This is a genomic window from Vibrio sp. N418, from assembly GCF_000222565.1.
Taxonomy (GTDB): domain Bacteria; phylum Pseudomonadota; class Gammaproteobacteria; order Enterobacterales; family Vibrionaceae; genus Vibrio; species Vibrio scophthalmi.
On record NZ_AFWD01000069.1, the window covers coordinates 172754 to 191296 of the forward strand.

Genomic DNA, 18543 nt, shown 5'->3' on the forward strand with positions numbered 1-18543 from the left:
TCGGCTTAGTGAAGCTTCAAGTTCGGGCGTAACACGCGGTTAATACGGCCCATCAAGATAATCAGGGCGGTTTTAAACACACCGTGCAGCGCCATTTGGTGCATACGGTACAGTGAAATGTACACCACGCGAGCAATACGTCCCTCGATCATCATCGATCCTTTGGTCAGGTTGCCCATCAGGCTACCCACCGTCGAGAAACGGCTTAGCGAGACTAAAGAACCATTATCTTTGTAGACATACGCTTTCAGCTCACGACCGGTTAGTTTAGCGACAATATTGCTAAACGCACGGCTAGCCATTTGGTGCGCAGCTTGAGCGCGTGGCGGTACAAATGAACCATCAGGTTGCGTACATTGCGCTAAATCACCGATAACAAAAATGTTGTCATCACGAGTGGTTTGCAAAGTATCTTTTACCACCAATTGGTTAATACGGTTACTTTCCAGACCACCAATTTCTTTCATGAAATCAGGTGCTTTAATACCAGCAGCCCACACCATGATTTGCGCATGGATCTTTTCACCATCTTTGGTTGTTAAGCCATCTTTGTCCGCTTGAGTTACCATGGTCGCGGTACGTACATTCACACCAAGCTTCGTTAACTCTTGATGCGCCGCACCAGAGATACGTGGTGGCAATGCAGGAAGGATACGCTCACCGGCTTCCACAAGGCTCACGTTTAGTTTGCTTGAATCCAGGTCACCAAAGCCGTAAGTACGTAGCTCTTTAACTGCGTTATGTAGCTCAGCCGATAATTCAACACCCGTTGCACCCGCGCCAACAATCGCAATATCCACTGTGCCTTGACCATTTTTGGCGTGCAGCTTAAGGAACTCATTGTTCATGTTTGTACGGAAGCGATGAGCTTGTTCAGGGCTATCTAGGAAGATACAGTTTTCACGGACACCCGGCGTGTTGAAATCATTCGATGTTGAACCGATCGCGAGTACCAAAATATCGTACTCAAGCTCACGGCTTGGCATTAACAACTCACCTTGCTCATCTTTCAATTCAGAAAGGATGATCACTTTGCGCTCGCGATCGATGTCTTGCAGACTACCAAGCTGAAAATCAAAGTGGTGATTTTTCGCATGAGCACGGTAGCTCAATGCATCAACCCCTTCGTCTAACGAACCGGTCGCCACTTCATGCAACAGTGGTTTCCACAAATGGCTCGCCTTACGGTCAACCAAAGTAATGTTCGCACGACCTTTGCGGCCAAGTGTACGGCCTAGTTTGGTCGCAAGCTCTAAACCGCCTGCGCCGCCACCTACTACGATAATTCGTGTCACAGCAACTATCCTCTAAAATAATAAAACTAAGAAATTGAGTCAGTTCGCACTGCAAACTGAAGAAATATTTTTAGCTCGCGCTTACGCCGCGATAGAGGTTCACTCAATGAAACACGTATTTGGATTGAAAGACTGTATCAGTCGCTTGCTCATCGGGCAAAAACACGCCTCAACCAGCAATATTGGGCAAGTTTTTTCACTCGCTCTCAATTTTTTTTGATATTTATCAAATAAATTTTATTTTACTCATTATATAGAGCAAAACGCACTGCGCAACTAGAGAATGAGAAAAACTCACTATAATCTGTATGGTTTTATGTAACGAGGTGCTTAAAATCTATGATTATCATCGCTGAGACGACAATCTGAAGTATCTATTTAAGGCCTCTTAAGGTATAGAAAAACAAAAACGACGTTGAAGGAACGTCGTTTGCGTCAAGCCAAGCTTTAAATAACGGTAGGATCAGCTCTCTTTGAAAGCCTTAATCGCTTGTAAGTGCTGTGAGATTTTACTGAATTTATGACTCTGTTTTTCATCCCAGATGACATCGTAGTACCCATCCAGCTCTTGCGCTGTAATTTGGTTATTATGAATTTCATCTTCGCGTGACAAAATCACTAAACAGCGTTTGTTATTTTTAACGCGAAACTCTTGCACACATTTGGTCGCAATATCATCATACTCTTCAGGACGATCAATACGGCCTTGCATTGTGCGTTCTGGATGCAAGTTTGGGTTGAAAATGACCTGTTTAATACCGCATAAGAAACCAACGCGTTCAGACCAAAAGCCCCCAAGCCCTACCCCACAAATAATGGGATTTTTATCGTCTGACTGCTCAATCACTTTATGCACTTCTTTGAGTAGATGCTGCATATCATGCTTAGGGTGAAGCGTGCTGTAATTGATGAAACGGACATCATCATCAATAAACTGCAATTGAAGAATTTTTTCGTGGTTACCTGGGCTGGTAGAGTCGAAGCCATGTAAATAGATGATCATGTTATTTCCTTATTCTAATCGGTTTGTTTAAACGCCAGCTCACGAAAAGCTCACTTAAATGCAACAAACGTAATTTAATCTAACACGAAAGCTAAGGTTTTAAAGGGAGAGAAACCATATTCTTGCTTGCCTACTACGAAACAGTGATCTCAACAGCAAAACTGTGGTTAAGCGAACTGCTGTTTAAGGATCTCAGCCTGCTGAAAATAATGCTCATCCCCCCACAATTGATACGCAAGTAAGTACCAAAGCATCGCCATCATGGTCGCACGAGGTCGCCACGCTCTCACGCCTTCAACCCAGTCGTCGATCCCTTCTAGCTCACGTTGCTGGCAATAGCGTTGAATTGCATCCATTTCGTCAACGCCTGCCACATCGATACTTAAAGTAAGATCTAAGCGCGGATCGCCAATCGTTGCGTATTCCCAATCAATGATTTTTGCCCCCTGCTCACTCGCCACCATGTTGTAACCAGCAAGATCAAAATGGCATAAGGTGTGGCCAACATCGGCTAAACTCGGCGCATTGCGCCAGTCACGGTAGATGGTTTGATATACTTCAGTCTTCAACTCTGGTTTCAGTTGCATCCAATAATGATCAACACGAGCGGTAAAACTAAATGGAGCGACAGGAATTCGTGTCGTTGATAAGGAATGGACAGCGACAAGGGCGTCAAGTAACTGCTCAACGCTGAGTGTATCAGTGAGAGCTTGGCCTTCTAACCATTCAACCAACAGACCTTGGTCATTGATATGAATCGGTTTTGGGCTAATACCCGCAGACTCGATTGAAGCAAGAATCTGATATTCTTGAAAACGTGAAATTGAAAAAGCTTTGGTTATATGTGTATTTGGCCGCCAAACATAGGCCTTACCACTATCCTCTACCACTTTCCAACAACGATTGGTTAAGCCCCCTGTTAGGGTTTGCCCATAGTTAGGAGGCATAGCAAAGAAACGATCTAATGACAGCAATGTGCGGTCTAGCTGACAAGCTTCATTCCATGACATTCGTGCCATAAGTCGTTCCTTGCTCTTTTATGCCAATCGTATATTGGCTAATAACTACAAGCCCAAAAAGCTTTTTGATTCTTGTTTGCGGATTTCTGTTTCATCCGCCCATTCAATCAGGCCAGACTCAAGATCCATCAAACGCATGGTCATTTTGTAGTAAACGTCTTTATCACTACCTGCTGATTTTGCAATGCTTGAAAGGTTGCCATACAGCATGTATTGCGCGCCGACCATTTTACCAAATTGAATCGCATTGCTTTGATTGACTAACTCATCGTTGTTTTGGAAGTTTAGTTGGTCACGTACCGCTTCTACACGATCCATGTCGACAAAACGGAATTTACCTGAGTTAAGCATTTTAGTACTGATACTGTCGGTGATCGACTCGGTATCAATATGCTCACTGGTTTTATTTTTAATACGCTCAACAAACACGATAGGACGCGAATCACGAGTAATCGCAGCAACAGAACCTGAGTTCAGCATGCTATCCACCATTTCGCCAGCGATGGTCTGTAAATCTGTTGAGCCGAAATCGATGGTAGTGGTCTCCACAGCTTGTGCATCACCATAGCTAACTTGGTTTGAACACCCGCCCAACACAACCGCTAAGCCCAACAGTGCAATGACACTTTTTTTCATGATACTTTCCTTCATTATTTTTCAGTTTGACCAAAGCGTTAGCACTTTAGTTCCCACCGTTTTCAATCGTTGTTTCTTCGAATTTGTACGCGAAATTGCGTCGCGTCAGGATTGACCGATACTTCAGATATAGAGCGCGTCTCGGCACCGCGAATAATCAAACGTCGCCAGTTTCCTACCTTGGTATTGACCTCTAAACCTTGATCGTTATACCAATAAAAACGGTATAGCAGGTCAAGATCGCTACTGAGATTATTCGTTAAACTCACAATACCTTGCGCATGACCATCTACCGTTGTGGTCGTGATGTCATCCACGTTCAAGCTGCGTGACATGGATGAATCAGCAAACAGAACTCTGTGCGAGCCACCATCAATACGCAGACCCGATGTATTAGTAGTACAAGCTGCAATGGCAAACATTGATAAGATCACTAAAACGAATTTCTTCATTACAATCTTCCTAGTTGCTTATGCCACAGTGTGGCGTTATTTCCCTGACGAGACAGCCATACCAACGCCGTTTGTCCTTGCGGCACATTGAAGTTGTATAACTGTCCATTGATATCAAGTTGCTGCTCGCCGGCATTTACCACCGTCGAACTGCTATAAACTGAAGCTGGCAAGGTTTGCCAACTGCGCGTATCTGGCTGCTCAGTGAGCGTGTTCCAAACATTGAATATTAAGTTACCCACGTCGTCGCCTTGAGCGGCTTCTTTACGTAATTGATCTTTAGCCACCACACGTAATGCTTGGCGAATCACGATATTTGGCATTCGTTCTGACAAATCACGCTGAGCCATTAAATTCACATCGGTCAGTAAATCTTGTGATAACCCTTGATGATTCAATCTTGGCGTTACAAAACGTAGCGCATTGTTCGATGGGTAATAAGGTAAAGCCAAAGAATACAGCGCGCCATTACCGCGACTGTCATAAAGCGGTAAAGATAATTTCCAGCCTTGCAGAGCTTCGACCACATCTTGCTCTTGTAAGACGATCACTCTCGCTTGTCCTTTAGCTAAGTTCTGCGCTTTACCATAACGTCTTTCGAGTTGAAGTAAATCATCCCGCATCCCTAAACGTTTTGCCACACGCATCGTACCGTCAATCACACTGCGATTATCTGGCATCACAGCCAATGCACGGCGATAATCAACATAGGCGCTATTTAAGTCATTGTCGGCTTCATACAACAGGGCCGACACATACATTAAATAGGCGTTTTGTACTGCCTGTAGCGTTTTGCCCGCATCAGGATAATTCGCTAACACGCTACCAAGATTAGGAGTGAGGCCTTGCGACTTCATCTCTTTTTCCGCTGACTCTAGTGCTCTTTCACGCTCTTTACGCGCCTGCTCTTGCACTTGATTGGCACGGCGCATTTCCACTAGCGCGTCATCAAGTTGATTCGCTTTAACGTAATTTAAACCTAAGTATAGATGGAGAAAGCCTAATTCATAATCAGCAGGTTGGTAGATTTTGAGATTATCGTTGACGGCTAATGAACCGACACTCGACGCCGTGTCCGAGAGTGATATCACCGCTTTGTCCTGCTCAACTCTCACCGCGCGATCACTTAACTCTAAAGCGTCTTGGCTTTGTTGATAATCTTTGTTAAGCAGGTAAACGCGGCCTTTTTCGAAATTATCTAGGATCTCGCCAGCGATATCTTCCGGCAGTTCTTCTTTCGCTTGGAGATAATCACCGCGCTTAACAGATTGATACACCGATTCATTTTGCGCGCTATAGTGGCTAAATAAATTACCGGCTGAGAAGTTAGCACAAGCGGAAAGCAGAACAGAGCTGCTGATGACCAGCATGAGTCGAACTGGCTTGAGTCGAATAGTTAGTTTCAATTCGCACTCCATTTTATTAAAAGAAAAAGCACGTCGTTATGTCGTGCTTTTTGGTAGACCACATAAAGTGCAGTTTAGTTCATCAAAAGAGGGCCTAATGGACAACCGCCCACTAAATGCATATGAATGTGATACACCTCTTGACCACCGTGTGAATTGCAATTCACGATTAAACGGTAACCGTCTTGATCGATACCTTCTTCTTTCGCCAATTTTTTAGCCACGGTAAACATTCTACCCATCGCCATTTCATCGTCGGATTCAATATCATTGACCGTTGGGATCAGCTTGTTTGGTACGATTAAAATGTGCTTAGGTGCGCGTGGATTAATATCACGAAACGCCGTCACTAATTCGTCTTGATAAACGACATCGGCAGGAATTTCTTTACGAATAATTTTGCTAAAAATGGTCTCTTCGGCCATGGTGGCTCCATAAACTTACTTAACTAAATAGTCGAATGAGTATGCGTCATGCTTCGCAAAATCACAATAAAAAACAACGTTCATTTAACCTAAACCACTCAGATTTCTTTACTAGAAAATTTTTTTTGTCTTGTGCGTCATAAAAAGCGTGTCTCGATATCAATACAAGTGTCCTAAGTCTGATAATTTTCATTATAAATTATTCAAACAAGGAGAGGTCTATGAAAGGTTCAGTGATCAGGAGGATGTACGCTGGCTTTGCATTGATCATTTTGATGTTCGCAGTATCCACTATTTTAGCATTACGTGGAATGGAACAAATTCATCAAAATTTCGCGAGTGTCACCAACACATCTCTGCCGCTCGTCTCAATGTCTAACCGAACCAATGTGGCATTGCTAACAGCTGATAAACTTTTCAAAGACTATTTAACCACGCAGAGCTTTGAGCGTATGGACGTCATTCATGGCGAATTTATCGATGCCAAAGCCCACTTCGATCAAACTTTAATCGACCTTGAACAAGCAAGTGCGACTAGCCCTGAGCTCATTGAACGTATCGAACAAGTAAAAGCGATGGAACAGCGTTACTTCGCTGAAGCGGCGGATGCGATGGATAACTATCGCAATATGTTTGAAGCACAAGAATTAGTTCAACAGTCAACACGTCAATTCCAACGCTTACATGCCGAGCTTAGCTCAGGAATGAAAGAGTATGTGGATGACCAAGATAAGATCGCTGTTAAAGTGATGGCTCGCAGCTATTTTGAAAAATTGAAAGACGCAGAAGTGATCACTTCTGATGCATTGGCAAGCAGTGACACCGAATTTGTGGCCAAAGCCGTCGCGAAAAACAAAAAAGCAGTCACGCACCTTAACTATTCATACCGCGGCCTATTAACCCAACTGCCATCACTGAAAGAGAAGTTTGATGCGCCTGTAAATCAGTTCACTATTGATATTGGCCAAAAAGGTGGCGTACTCGATCAACACAATAACTACCTACTTTCCCGTCAAGCGCTATACAGCAACATCGCCAACCTAACCAAAGAAGTCGACACCTCAATGGCGCTGTTGAATTCATTCAGTGAAACCGCGCAGAACGGCCTAAATGCTTCTTTGGTCGAAGCGGGCAAGGTTTATGACTCAGGCTTAGTTCGTTCCATTTTCCTCTGTCTGGTTGTCGTTGCCCTTGCAGCAGGTATCGGTTACCACATCGCACATAGCGTGCGAACGCCACTCACTCGCATCCTAAAAACGCTAGAAGCGCTTAGCGGTGGAGATATGACTCAACGCATTGAAATTCGTTACAACAACGAGTTTAGCCGCGTGAGTGGCCACATCAATGATTTGGCTGATAACCTGCACAATATTCTGGTCCGTTTAAATCAAGCATCTGACGATCTTACTCATACCGCCAATACCAACCAAGAAACACTGACTGGTACACAATCACAACTCAATCAGCAGCGTCAGCAAACCGCCAGCGTGGCAACCGCGATGAACCAGATGTCGCACTCGGTTGAAGAAGTGGCTCAGAGCGCTCAAAGCTCACTCGAAATGGTTGGACAAGTGGAACTGGCATCTGAACAAGGTCGCCAAATCATGAGCACCAACATCACCACTATCAACCAATTAGAAACACGCTTAAATCAGTCCGTTGACGCGGTGAAAGAACTACAAAACATGAGTAGCCAGATCGGTTCTATTCTTGATGTCATTCGTAACATCGCAGAACAAACCAATCTGCTGGCCTTGAACGCGGCAATTGAAGCTGCGCGTGCGGGTGAGCAAGGCCGTGGTTTTGCCGTGGTGGCTGATGAAGTCCGCGTGCTGGCACAACGAACCACAGAATCCACCTCTGAAATCGAAAACATGATCAGCGCGCTACAAAGCAGTTCAACGTCTGCCAACAGTGTGATTCAAAGCTGTATGGATGATATGACTCTGTCCGTTGATCAAGCTTCTAATGCCAATAGTGCAATGGAAGAGATCCAATCTCTGATTTTAGAAATCAGTCATATGAGTGCGCACATTTCCAGCGCTGCGGTTGAACAAAATCAAACGGCAACTGAAATCGCGCAAAGCATAGAAGAGATTAACGGCATAGCAGATTCCAGTTATCACGCTATGGCGGAGATTGCGAACACCAGTAGTAGCCTAACCCAATTGGCGAATCAACAAGGCGAATTGGTACACCGATTTAAGGTGTGATTGTAAATTTTTAGCTAAATAACTGAACAAGGGCGATTAAATTGATTAATCGCCCTTGTTTTTTTAAGGCGGCAACATTATATGGTAAGAAGGCTTGCTAGTTTACCCATATTAACTTTCCGTTTCGCAAGCCAAACATGAGGAACAACTATGGCCGTTCATGTTGGCATTATTGACCAGGATCCAATTCGACTAGTCACGCCACTACTCGATAATCGTACTATCAGTCAGCACATCGTTTTTATTGGTGTGAGAACTCAAGAAGAGATGTACCACCGTCTTCATAGCGTGCTGGCTAAACGCAACATCAGCTCAGAATTTTTTGAAATTCCTAATGTCGCCAACGTTGCTAAGATCAAACAAGCTGTTTGCCAACTTGCCAGTGACCTCAAGTCTCGTGGTGAAGAAGTGAAACTAAATGCCAGTTGTGGGCTTCGTCACCGCCTACTCTCGGTATACGAAGTTTTCCGCAGCCTGCATTGGCCTATTTTCGTTGTCGAACCAAACAGCGACCGACTTTGCTGGTTATACCCAGAAGGCAAAGAAGACACTCAAGTCGAAGATCGCATCACCATTGATGATTACCTAACCGTGTTTGGTGCACGTGGTGAGTTCAATGATCATGACCTCCCCCCTCAGCTTGACCAAAAGTTGTACGAACTAGGTGAGCGCTGGGCAAGTAATGCCTTAGAATTAGGTCCTGGCCTCGCAACGCTAAACTATCTTGCAACAACTTGTCGTAAAGAGCAGCGCCTGAGCGTTGAGTTATCGGAAAAGCAACAAGGTTACCGTGAGCTCAACATGCTACTCAGCGACTTGGTTGAAGCGGATATCGCCACCTACCAAGCCGGTATCCTAACGTTCGCCAGTGAAGAAGCTCGTCGCTTCTCTAACGGTGAATGGCTAGAGACTTTAGTGCACAGCACGGTACGTCAAATTCAACAAGATATGCCGACTATCCAAGATCACTCACTCAACGTACAGGTTTATCGCCAACTCGGTGAACGTGAAGTACGTAACGAGCTGGATGTCGCTTCAGTGGTCAACAATAAACTCCATATCATCGAATGTAAGACCAAAGGCATGCGTGATGATGGCGATGATACTCTGTATAAATTGGAATCGTTGCGCGACCTACTCGGCGGCCTACAAGCCCGCGCGATGTTGGTGAGCTTTCGTCCGTTACGTTATAACGACATCACCCGCGCAGAAGATCTTGGCCTCGCGCTCATTGGCCCTGAAGAACTCAAAGATCTTAAAACATACCTGACCCAATGGTTTGTGGAAGCTGGCGGCTCAGAAGACTGTTCAGATTGCTAAGCTGAATCGATTTACAATCGTTATGCAACCCCATCAATAGCCTCGTTATATTCGAGGCTATTTTTTTGATCGAAATCAAACGTACGCCATCCTTAACATTCGCACGATGTACTTTTGACATCACGCCGTTAGCATAGCCGGGTTACTTTATTTGAGCGCCGCTATGTCATCTTTACCTACATCCCCTTTTGCACAAACCCTACTCAACATTGCTTTGAATTTAAGTTCTAACCTAACCAGTGATGAGCAGTATCAGCATCTTGTGGAAGGCGTGAGTACCGTCTTTCCTTGTGATGCTGCGGCGCTGTTTATTCTCGATGAACAAGGTTTTCTTACTCCTGTCGCAGTTAAAGGTCTTTCCACCTCAATTCTAGGGCGGCGCTTTTACCCTAGCGCCCATCCACGCCTTGAACAAATTATGCATAGCCGCGAACCGGTGCGTTTTGATGCCAATTGCTCACTGCCTGACCCCTTTGATGGAGTACTGCTAACGGAAGAGCAAACCATTGACGTGCATGACTGTTTGGGCTGCAGCTTATATGTAGAAGGCCAATTAGTTGGCGTGTTAACTATGGATGCCCTCACCGTGGGAGCTTTTGATTATTTAGACCCGGTTGAAGTGGCAACCTTTGCTGCGTTAACCGCGGCGACGTTGCGTAATATTGCCCAGTTTAAAAGCCTCAAAGCGCAGAACCGCAAACACCGCAGCGTAACACAAACGCTGATCCACCAAGCTCGCTCGCAACAAGGTGAGATGATCGGCCTTAGCCCGCAGTTTGAGCGCCTAAAAACCAATATCGCTACCGTCGCCCAATCGGATTTTGCCGTGCTTATTAGTGGTGAAACCGGCACAGGTAAAGAGTTGGTTGCGCACAACCTGCATGCGCAGTCTCACCGCGCGGATAAACCGATGATTTACGTCAACTGTGCAGCATTGCCTGAAGGTTTGGCCGAGAGCGAACTGTTTGGTCATGTAAAAGGGGCATTCACTGGCGCAAACAACCATCGCTCTGGTAAATTTGAATTGGCCGATGGCGGGACCATTTTCCTTGATGAGATCGGTGAGCTGCCGCTGATCTTGCAAGCCAAGTTACTGCGAGTAATTCAACAAGGAGAACTGCAACGCGTCGGGAGTGATCAACATTTAACAGTTAATGTCCGTATCGTTGCCGCAACCAACCGCCAGTTGGAACAAGAAGTTGAACAGGGTCGCTTCCGCGCTGATCTCTACCATCGTCTCAACGTTTTTCCAATTCACGTTCCTCCACTCCGTACGCGTGAGGGCGACATAGCGGTGCTGGCTGGTTACCTGCTGGAAAAAGTACGTTTGCAATTTAATTCTCCGAACCTACATGTTCACCCGAAGGCACTACAAGTACTAGAAAACCAAGTTTGGCCAGGCAATATACGTGAGCTTGAACACTGCTTAACACGCGCGGCCTTACATGCCATTCAGCAGGATAAAACCACAATTCAACTCGATCATTTTGACGAATTAAAAAGCCAATTTGATACAGAAGAGAGATGTGATGTAAAAAACACATCGCGCTATTTTCCTACTGAAAGTCAGCCAATGCGATTGTTGGTTGAGCAATACCAACAAGATTTAATTGTGCACGCCTTAAACAAATCGTCGAATACATGGTCACAAGCTGCTGATTTTCTTCAAATGGATCGCGGCAACTTATATCGAATGGGAAAAAAATTCTCGATTAAATCCTAACGATCAGCCACGCCATGTTGTAATAAAGACATCACAGACGTTGTCTTTATTACAACAAATCTGATTGGCGACATTCTATTTATTCAATAAAATCAATAATATAACTTTTGGCACACTCTGTGCTCTATAGGCTTCATACCACCGATGTGTGAGCCAACAATTGCTGGCCCACGCAATTATTATTTAGAGTAAACTGGAGAGCCCTTATGTTCTGTATTCAATGTGAACAGACGATTCAAACCCCAACCATCAAAGGCTGCTCATTTGCCCAAGGCATGTGTGGCAAAACCGCTGAGGTCTCTGATCTTCAAGATGTTCTCGTTTACCTACTTCAAGGTGTTTCTTACTGGGCTTCTCAAGCACGTCGTTTTGACATCGTTGACCAAGAAATTGATATGTGGGCACCACGCGCCTTCTTCGCCACATTGACCAACGTAAACTTCGACCCAGAGCGTATTTTGGAGCTAACCAGCCAAGCGGCGCTCTACAAAGATCGTCTTAAACAAAGCACCATAGCGGCGGCAACGCTGGCCAACCAATCCCTTGAATCTGCGCCCCCAGTTGCGAACTTTGAGCTACCAGAAAACGCAGAGCAGATCCTCGCTTTTGCACCTAATGCAGCGGTTAACCGCGGTAAAGAGCAGGTCAACGAAGATGTCGTAGGCTTACGCCTTCTTTGCCTCTATGGCCTCAAAGGCGCGGCGGCTTACATGGAACACGCTCGCGTACTTGGCCAAACAGACACCGCTATTTTTGCGCAGTACCATAAAATCATGGCATGGCTAGGCACTGAGCCGACGGATCTTAATGAGCTACTTGAGTGCTCAATGGAAATAGGTTTGATGAACTACAAAGTCATGGAGATGCTTGATCTTGGTGAAACCGAGACTTTTGGTCACCCAACCCCAACCAGTGTGAACGTAAAAACTCGCCAAGGTAAATGTATTTTAGTCTCAGGCCATGATTTGCACGACCTAGAGAAAATTCTGCAACAAACCGAAGGCCAAGGCATCAACGTTTATACCAATGGTGAAATGCTTCCTGCGCACGGTTACCCAGAACTTAACAAATACCCTCACCTTGCAGGTAACTACGGAAGCGCATGGCAAAATCAGCAAAAAGAGTTTGCTAACTTCCCAGGCGCAATCGTGATGACATCAAACTGCCTGCTTAACCCAGATGTGGGTCAATATGCTGACCGTCTATTCACACGCAGTATCGTCGGTTGGCCTGGTGTTGCTCATCTTGAAGGGGATGATTTCTCAGCAGTGATTGCATGTGCTCTAAGTCAACCAGGTTTCCAGCACAACGAGATCGAGCAGATGATCACGGTTGGGTTTGGTCGCAATGCGCTTATGAATGCGGCACCTGCCGTTATTGATCAAGTTAAACAAGGGAACATTCGTCACTTCTTCCTCGTTGGCGGCTGTGATGGTGACAAAGCCGAACGCAGTTACTACACCGATTTTACCGCTAGCGCACCAGAAGACACGCTGATTCTAACGCTTGCTTGTGGTAAATTCCGCTTCAACAAAAACCAGTTTGGCGACATCAATGGTATTCCTCGTCTACTCGATGTGGGTCAATGTAACGATGCCTATTCAGCGATCCAACTGGCATTAGCACTGGCGAACGAGTTTGACTGTGGTATCAATGAGCTACCGCTTACCTTGGTACTTTCGTGGTTTGAACAAAAAGCAATCGTGATCCTACTTACCCTATTCGCTTTAGGTGTAAAAGGCATCTATACCGGTCCAACCGCGCCAGCATTCCTCACCGACAACCTATTGGCCATCATCCAAGAGAAGTTCGATATGCGTTCTATCTCAAACGTTGAAGATGACCTACAAACGATTCTAGGCGCTTAATCCAGTGGCCTGCCCTCATTCGAGGGTAGGCTTTTTGGTCCAATTTCAGCCCATCACACCACTGCGCTTGTCGTTATGCTGCTAATCAGCCATCCGGCCGAGTTTCATTTTAGCCATAACGTTAGCCATCACCACGTGAAAATAGTTAACGAGATCAGATATGTACTTTGAATGGCAGGGCTCTCAACCCGTCCAATTACGTTGCATCGACAAGTATGTTGAAACACCCGATACCATGAGCATTAAACTTGCGCCGCTAGAAAGCCAACTTGCCGCGTTTGACTCCATCCAGTTCGATTTTAAACCCGGCCAATTCATTACGGTTGGCGTGGAAGTTGAGCAAAAAATGGAATATCGCGCGTATTCACTTAGTTCGATCGCTGGCGAGTCTCATTTACAACTCACCATCAAGCGAGTGGAAGGCGGTAAAGTGTCCAACTATTTACTTGATACTCTTCAAGTCGGTGACACCCTACTCGCCCTACCGCCAAGTGGTGAATTCAATACGATTGATCATCCACCAGTGCGCATCAATGATAATAAAAAAGCATTACTGCTCAGCGCAGGTTGCGGCATCACGCCCGTCTATGCGATGGCCAAGCAGTGGCTAGCCAATGGTGCTGATGTTGATGTTCAATTTTTGCATGTCGCAAAGTCGGCTCAACAAACCATCTACTTTGATGCACTTGAGTCAATGGCTGCAACCGAAGAACAGTTCACATTGTCGCTACTACTAAAAGATGCCGGCGGAACAATGCATCCACAAGGTCGTTTAAATAAAGAATGGCTTTTGCAATTGGTGCCGGATTTAATGCAGCGAACAGTCTATCTGTGCGGCCCAAGTCAGTTTATGCAAGATACACACGATAACTTGCAGGCTCTGGGATTTGATATGAACAATTTCTTTCAAGAAAGTTTTACGCCCGTTAGCTCCACAGCAGAGTCAGTGCGAGGCGATCAAGCGGAAGATAAAGCAGAAGACAAAACAGTATCCGTTGCTGTCGAAGCGTTCGGCAAAGAGGTCGTTGCCCAGCAAGGTGCGGTGTTAGCCGACACATTAGAGGCTGCAGGACTGCCCCTGATTGTTGCCTGTCGTAGTGGCATTTGTGGTTCATGCAAATGCAAGGTGACATCCGGCTCTGTGCGCAGCACAAGCCTTGAGACATTAAGCGCAGAAGAAATTGAACAGGGCTATGTTCTGGCTTGTTCATCAACCATTGAAAGCGATCTTGCTGTGCAGATTGGCTAGCGCTACGTCTTTTCGCCATTAAAAAGCCCATCATGTCGCTATGATGGGCTTTCTGTTGTTCAGCTTAATTCGCTAAAGCGACTCACTAGCTGTCATCTTCAGTAAAGTTGGTTGGCAGTGTCGTTTTCATTTGGTGCCAAATGTGGCCACTGTCGATACCATACTGACGAACAATCGCTGGGATCTGTTCACGCTCACCCGTTTCACAAACTTTGTACAAGTCGCGGTAAAACTTCAACGCCAACAGTCGCGTTTGTGGGTTTGAGAAGTAGTAACTGCCGACACGATCATATAGCTTTTTCAGACCATTGAAGATCAGACCGTAAATCTGGTTGCCTGAATGGAAAGCGAGGCGTTGAAATAGCATGTAGTCATAATAATTGAATGTCTTCGCAATCAAAATAGCTTCACGCTTAAGCGGATCTTTTTCACCGTCATCTTTAATATGTTGACGAATCTTGTCAGCATATTGTGAATCGGTCATAAATGAATCCCATGATTCTGCGGTTGTAAGCGCCTCACAAGATTCAATAACATTTTGCATCGTACGCATTGAGCTTTCTTTATTTACTTTGAAAGCGTAACGCATAAAAATCGGGCTGATATTAGTACGTGCTGCAAGCAAATCTTCTACGATAGAAGTCGCATTCTCAGCATCTAAGGTCATCATAGTGTCGAGAATATGCAAACCTGAGGTTTCCATAAACTGGTTTACTTTGGTCGGTTTACCATGCTGGATAGTCAACCAACCATCTCGTGCAAGTCGCTGAAGTACTTCACGTAGTGTGGTTCGAGTGACACCAATCAACTCTGAAAGCTCACGCTCAGCAGGAAGAATGGAACCAGGAGGGAAGCGCCCTTTCCAAATACTTTCAATTATGTATTTTTCTGCGAATCCTGCAGGGCTCTTTGCCTTTATGACCATTGAGTTGTTCCAATATTCTATTTATAGGGGGATCAGATAAACTCATCATACCACTACTTATTACGTATCGGAAACAAACGAACTGTAAACTTCTCGCAAAACAATAATAGAGTAATAACACTAATCCGAGTAACGTAGGGTCATTATTTCTTTATAACTCTAAACTAAAAAAATAGTACTTTAACCTTTGCTAAAATATCTGAAACGACTGTAAACAAAGGAATTTCTATTAAATCTTATTTTTCAAAAACGCAAAAACTCAGATATATAAGGGGTTATTTCCCTTCAATAGAACGTCATATTCTTCGCTTTCGCACGACGTGAGACAGCAAACAGAATTTATCACAACTCGTATGTTAGCCTTACGCCACTTCGCTCGCGTTTTTTACAATTAATTGCCGCGTATTTTATCAATATAAACATAATGATTGACTAAATAGCGCTGAAGAGTAGAGTGACGACCGAAGTTAAAAGTGCTTGTCTTTCTCAGGGAGTGACTTGGCAAGGCCACATGACAGTTTTCGGAGTGTTGTTTTTTCTAAGTCGCTGTTTCATCGGTATGCCATCAGTCTATCGATCACGTGAATTCAAGCGTGCGCAGTGTCTATTCGTAACAACATATAAGAGTAATTGAATCATGCCGATGTCACTCGGAAATGCGTTTATTAAGAACTTTCTTGGTAAAGCCCCTGATTGGTACAAAGTTGCCATTTTCTCATTTCTTATTATCAACCCGATCGTGTTCTTTTTCATCGATCCGTTCGTTGCAGGTTGGCTATTAGTTGCAGAGTTTATTTTCACTCTTGCGATGGCATTAAAGTGCTACCCTCTTCAACCTGGTGGTCTGCTGGCAATTGAAGCCGTCGCCATCGGAATGACCAGTGCCGATCAAGTAAAACATGAACTGGTGGCGAACATCGAAGTTCTGCTATTACTAGTATTTATGGTTGCTGGCATCTACTTTATGAAACAGCTATTGCTGTTCATCTTTACTAAACTTCTGCTTGGTATTCGTTCAAAAGTTCTGCTTTCAATGGCATTCTGTTTTGCCGCGGCATTCCTTTCTGCTTTCCTTGATGCACTAACTGTTATCGCGGTTGTAATTAGTGTTGCAGTCGGTTTCTACTCTATCTACCACAAAGTGGCTTCTGGTAACCCAATTGGTGACCATGACCATACTCAAGATGAAACCATTACTGAGCTAACTCGTGATGACCTTGAAAACTACCGCGCGTTCCTTCGCTCATTGCTGATGCATGCAGGTGTGGGTACTGCACTTGGTGGTGTAATGACCATGGTAGGCGAACCTCAAAACTTGATCATTGCAGACCAAGCTGACTGGTTATTCGCTGAATTCCTAATTCGTATGGCGCCGGTTACCATCCCAGTATTCTTCTGCGGTATGCTCACCTGTGCAATGGTTGAGAAGTTCAAAGTCTTTGGTTACGGAGCAGAACTGCCTGATAGCGTGCGTCAAATCTTAGTTGATTTCGATAACGAAGAGCGCAAAACGCGTACTAACCAAGATGTAGCAAAACTTTGGGTTCAAGGTGCGATTGCAGTATGGCTAATCGTTGGCCTTGCACTACACGTTGCTGCAGTTGGCCTAATCGGTCTATCTGTAATTATCCTTGCAACAGCATTTACTGGTGTTATCGAAGAGCATTCAATGGGTAAAGCGTTTGAAGAGGCGCTGCCATTTACTGCACTACTTGCCGTGTTCTTTGCGGTTGTGGCGGTAATCATCGACCAAGAGTTGTTTAAACCTGTTATCGACGCGGTACTTGCCGTTGAAGATAAAGGTGCTCAGTTGGCCCTGTTCTACGTTGCCAACGGTCTGCTATCGATGGTATCGGATAACGTGTTCGTCGGTACGGTTTACATCAACGAAGTGAAATCAGCACTGATCGATGGCCAAATTACTCGCGAGCAATTTGATCTACTAGCGGTTGCTATTAACACGGGTACTAACCTACCTTCTGTTGCAACACCAAACGGCCAAGCTGCATTCCTATTCTTGTTAACTTCAGCACTTGCACCGTTAATTCGCCTATCATACGGACGCATGGTTATCATGGCTCTGCCATACACCTTGGTACTAGCTCTTGTTGGCCTAGCGGGCATCGTGTTCTTCCTAGAGCCTGCGACTGCGTGGTTCTACGATGCAGGTTGGATCAGCCAACACGTTGGTGAAGTTAGCGCTACTGTCACAAGCGGTCACTAAATTTCCCTTGATTAGGGAACTGTTACACGTTAAAAAGCTCTGAGTATTCAGAGCTTTTTTTATTTCTGTAAAGGACATTACTCGTGAATTTTCTCTCAACACTCAAAACATTCTCGCAAGGGCGACTATCTTGGTCTCTTTTGTTGCTCGCCATCGTTCTCTTTGAAGCCTGTGCACTCTATTTCCAACATGTTATGGAGTTGGCTCCTTGTGTGATGTGTATTTATGAGCGTGTGGCAATGATGGGTATTGGTGGCGCTGCGATTATTGGCTTAATCGCACCGCAAAATCCGTTCGTCCGCTGGCTCGGTCTGGCGGCATGGGGAGCAACAGCTTACAAGGGTCTAGAGCTTGCCCTGCAGCACGTTGAGTACCAATTTAATCCATCCCCTTTCGCTACTTGCGATCTGTTCGTGACCTTCCCTAGCTGGGCACCACTGAACCAATGGATCCCTGGTATGTTTGAAGCCTACGGTGATTGCGCAGAAGTGGTATGGCAATTCTTAACGCTTTCGATGCCACAATGGTTGGTGGTGATTTTTGCGGGTAATCTGGTTGCACTGGCGTTTATTGTTGTTGCACAGTTTGCTAAGAGCGAGAGCTAGAAGCAAGGGCTAGATGCGAGAGCGCTTTGCTTTGAGAATCGAGAGGCGAAAAGCAAGAGCTAGACCGCCGCGCTTTGAGAATCGAGAGGCGAAAAGCTAGAAGCGAGAGCACTTCGCGTCGAGAATCGAGATTAACGGTCTGCGATGACTGATAGGGTTGGCGAGATGCCAGCCCTTTTT

15 protein-coding genes are annotated in these 18543 nt (G+C 45.2%); 7 read left to right on the top strand and 8 right to left on the bottom strand.

The genetic code is table 11. The annotated features are described in order from the left end of the window. Positions 1–5: 5 nt before the first annotated feature. From RH86_RS15425 to hinT, 7 genes are all read right to left on the bottom strand, one after another. Entirely contained in the window at positions 6–1295 is a 1290-nt protein-coding gene (locus RH86_RS15425) for an NAD(P)/FAD-dependent oxidoreductase (protein WP_005594723.1), read from the bottom strand. Positions 1296–1758: 463 nt separating this feature from the next. Continuing rightward, on the bottom strand, positions 1759–2298 hold the full coding sequence (ycfP, locus tag RH86_RS15430) for an alpha/beta hydrolase YcfP (protein WP_005594721.1): 540 nt from the start codon (positions 2296–2298) through the stop codon (positions 1759–1761). A 167-nt stretch (positions 2299–2465) separates the two neighbouring features. Continuing rightward, positions 2466–3317 carry a phosphotransferase gene (locus RH86_RS15435; protein WP_009387026.1) on the bottom strand — a complete coding sequence of 284 codons (852 nt, stop codon included), beginning with the start codon at positions 3315–3317 and terminating at the stop codon, positions 2466–2468. 45 nt (positions 3318–3362) lie between these two features. Beyond that, entirely contained in the window at positions 3363–3953 is a 591-nt protein-coding gene (gene lpoB, locus RH86_RS15440; RefSeq protein ID WP_005594719.1) for a penicillin-binding protein activator LpoB, read from the bottom strand. A 62-nt stretch (positions 3954–4015) separates the two neighbouring features. Beyond that, entirely contained in the window at positions 4016–4405 is a 390-nt protein-coding gene (locus RH86_RS15445; protein WP_005594718.1) for a YcfL family protein, read from the bottom strand. Beyond that, positions 4405–5775, bottom strand: a complete 1371-nt coding sequence (locus tag RH86_RS15450; RefSeq protein WP_190275919.1) for a COG3014 family protein — start codon at positions 5773–5775, stop codon at positions 4405–4407. The genes RH86_RS15445 and RH86_RS15450 overlap by 1 nt, the downstream gene beginning before the upstream one ends. Before the next feature lie 110 nt (positions 5776–5885). Beyond that, complete coding sequence (gene hinT, locus RH86_RS15455) at positions 5886–6236, bottom strand: purine nucleoside phosphoramidase (RefSeq protein WP_005594716.1); 351 nt, start codon at positions 6234–6236, stop codon at positions 5886–5888. 221 nt (positions 6237–6457) lie between these two features. Here hinT and RH86_RS15460 point away from each other — a divergent pair, with 221 nt between their 5' ends. The 5 genes from RH86_RS15460 (at position 6458) to RH86_RS15480 (ending at position 14609) form a co-directional block, all read left to right on the top strand. Then, a complete protein-coding gene (locus RH86_RS15460) occupies positions 6458–8449 on the top strand; it encodes a methyl-accepting chemotaxis protein (protein ID WP_009387028.1) in 1992 nt (663 codons plus the stop codon). A gap of 150 nt (positions 8450–8599) precedes the next feature. Beyond that, the gene (locus tag RH86_RS15465; RefSeq protein WP_009387029.1) at positions 8600–9769 is read left to right on the top strand and encodes a DUF1887 family protein; all 1170 of its coding nucleotides are present in this window, start codon (positions 8600–8602) and stop codon (positions 9767–9769) included. A 163-nt stretch (positions 9770–9932) separates the two neighbouring features. Then, on the top strand, positions 9933–11492 hold the full coding sequence (norR, locus tag RH86_RS15470; protein WP_009387030.1) for a nitric oxide reductase transcriptional regulator NorR: 1560 nt from the start codon (positions 9933–9935) through the stop codon (positions 11490–11492). A 206-nt stretch (positions 11493–11698) separates the two neighbouring features. Beyond that, positions 11699–13360, top strand: a complete 1662-nt coding sequence (gene hcp / locus RH86_RS15475) for a hydroxylamine reductase (RefSeq protein ID WP_009387031.1) — start codon at positions 11699–11701, stop codon at positions 13358–13360. A gap of 160 nt (positions 13361–13520) precedes the next feature. Next, positions 13521–14609 carry a hybrid-cluster NAD(P)-dependent oxidoreductase gene (locus RH86_RS15480; protein WP_009387032.1) on the top strand — a complete coding sequence of 363 codons (1089 nt, stop codon included), beginning with the start codon at positions 13521–13523 and terminating at the stop codon, positions 14607–14609. Between the two features lie 85 nt (positions 14610–14694). Here the strand turns inward: RH86_RS15480 and fadR are convergent, their stop codons facing one another. Next, positions 14695–15534, bottom strand: coding sequence for a fatty acid metabolism transcriptional regulator FadR (gene fadR / locus RH86_RS15485; protein ID WP_009387033.1), 840 nt, complete (start codon positions 15532–15534; stop codon positions 14695–14697). A 637-nt stretch (positions 15535–16171) separates the two neighbouring features. Between fadR and nhaB the strand changes: the two genes are divergently transcribed. Together nhaB and dsbB are read left to right on the top strand one after the other, a co-directional pair. Next, positions 16172–17758, top strand: a complete 1587-nt coding sequence (nhaB, locus tag RH86_RS15490; RefSeq protein WP_009387034.1) for a Na(+)/H(+) antiporter NhaB — start codon at positions 16172–16174, stop codon at positions 17756–17758. Positions 17759–17841: 83 nt separating this feature from the next. Then, positions 17842–18363: a disulfide bond formation protein DsbB gene (gene dsbB, locus RH86_RS15495; RefSeq protein WP_005594708.1), complete on the top strand. Its 522-nt coding sequence runs from the start codon at positions 17842–17844 to the stop codon at positions 18361–18363. Positions 18364–18543: the final 180 nt, after the last annotated feature.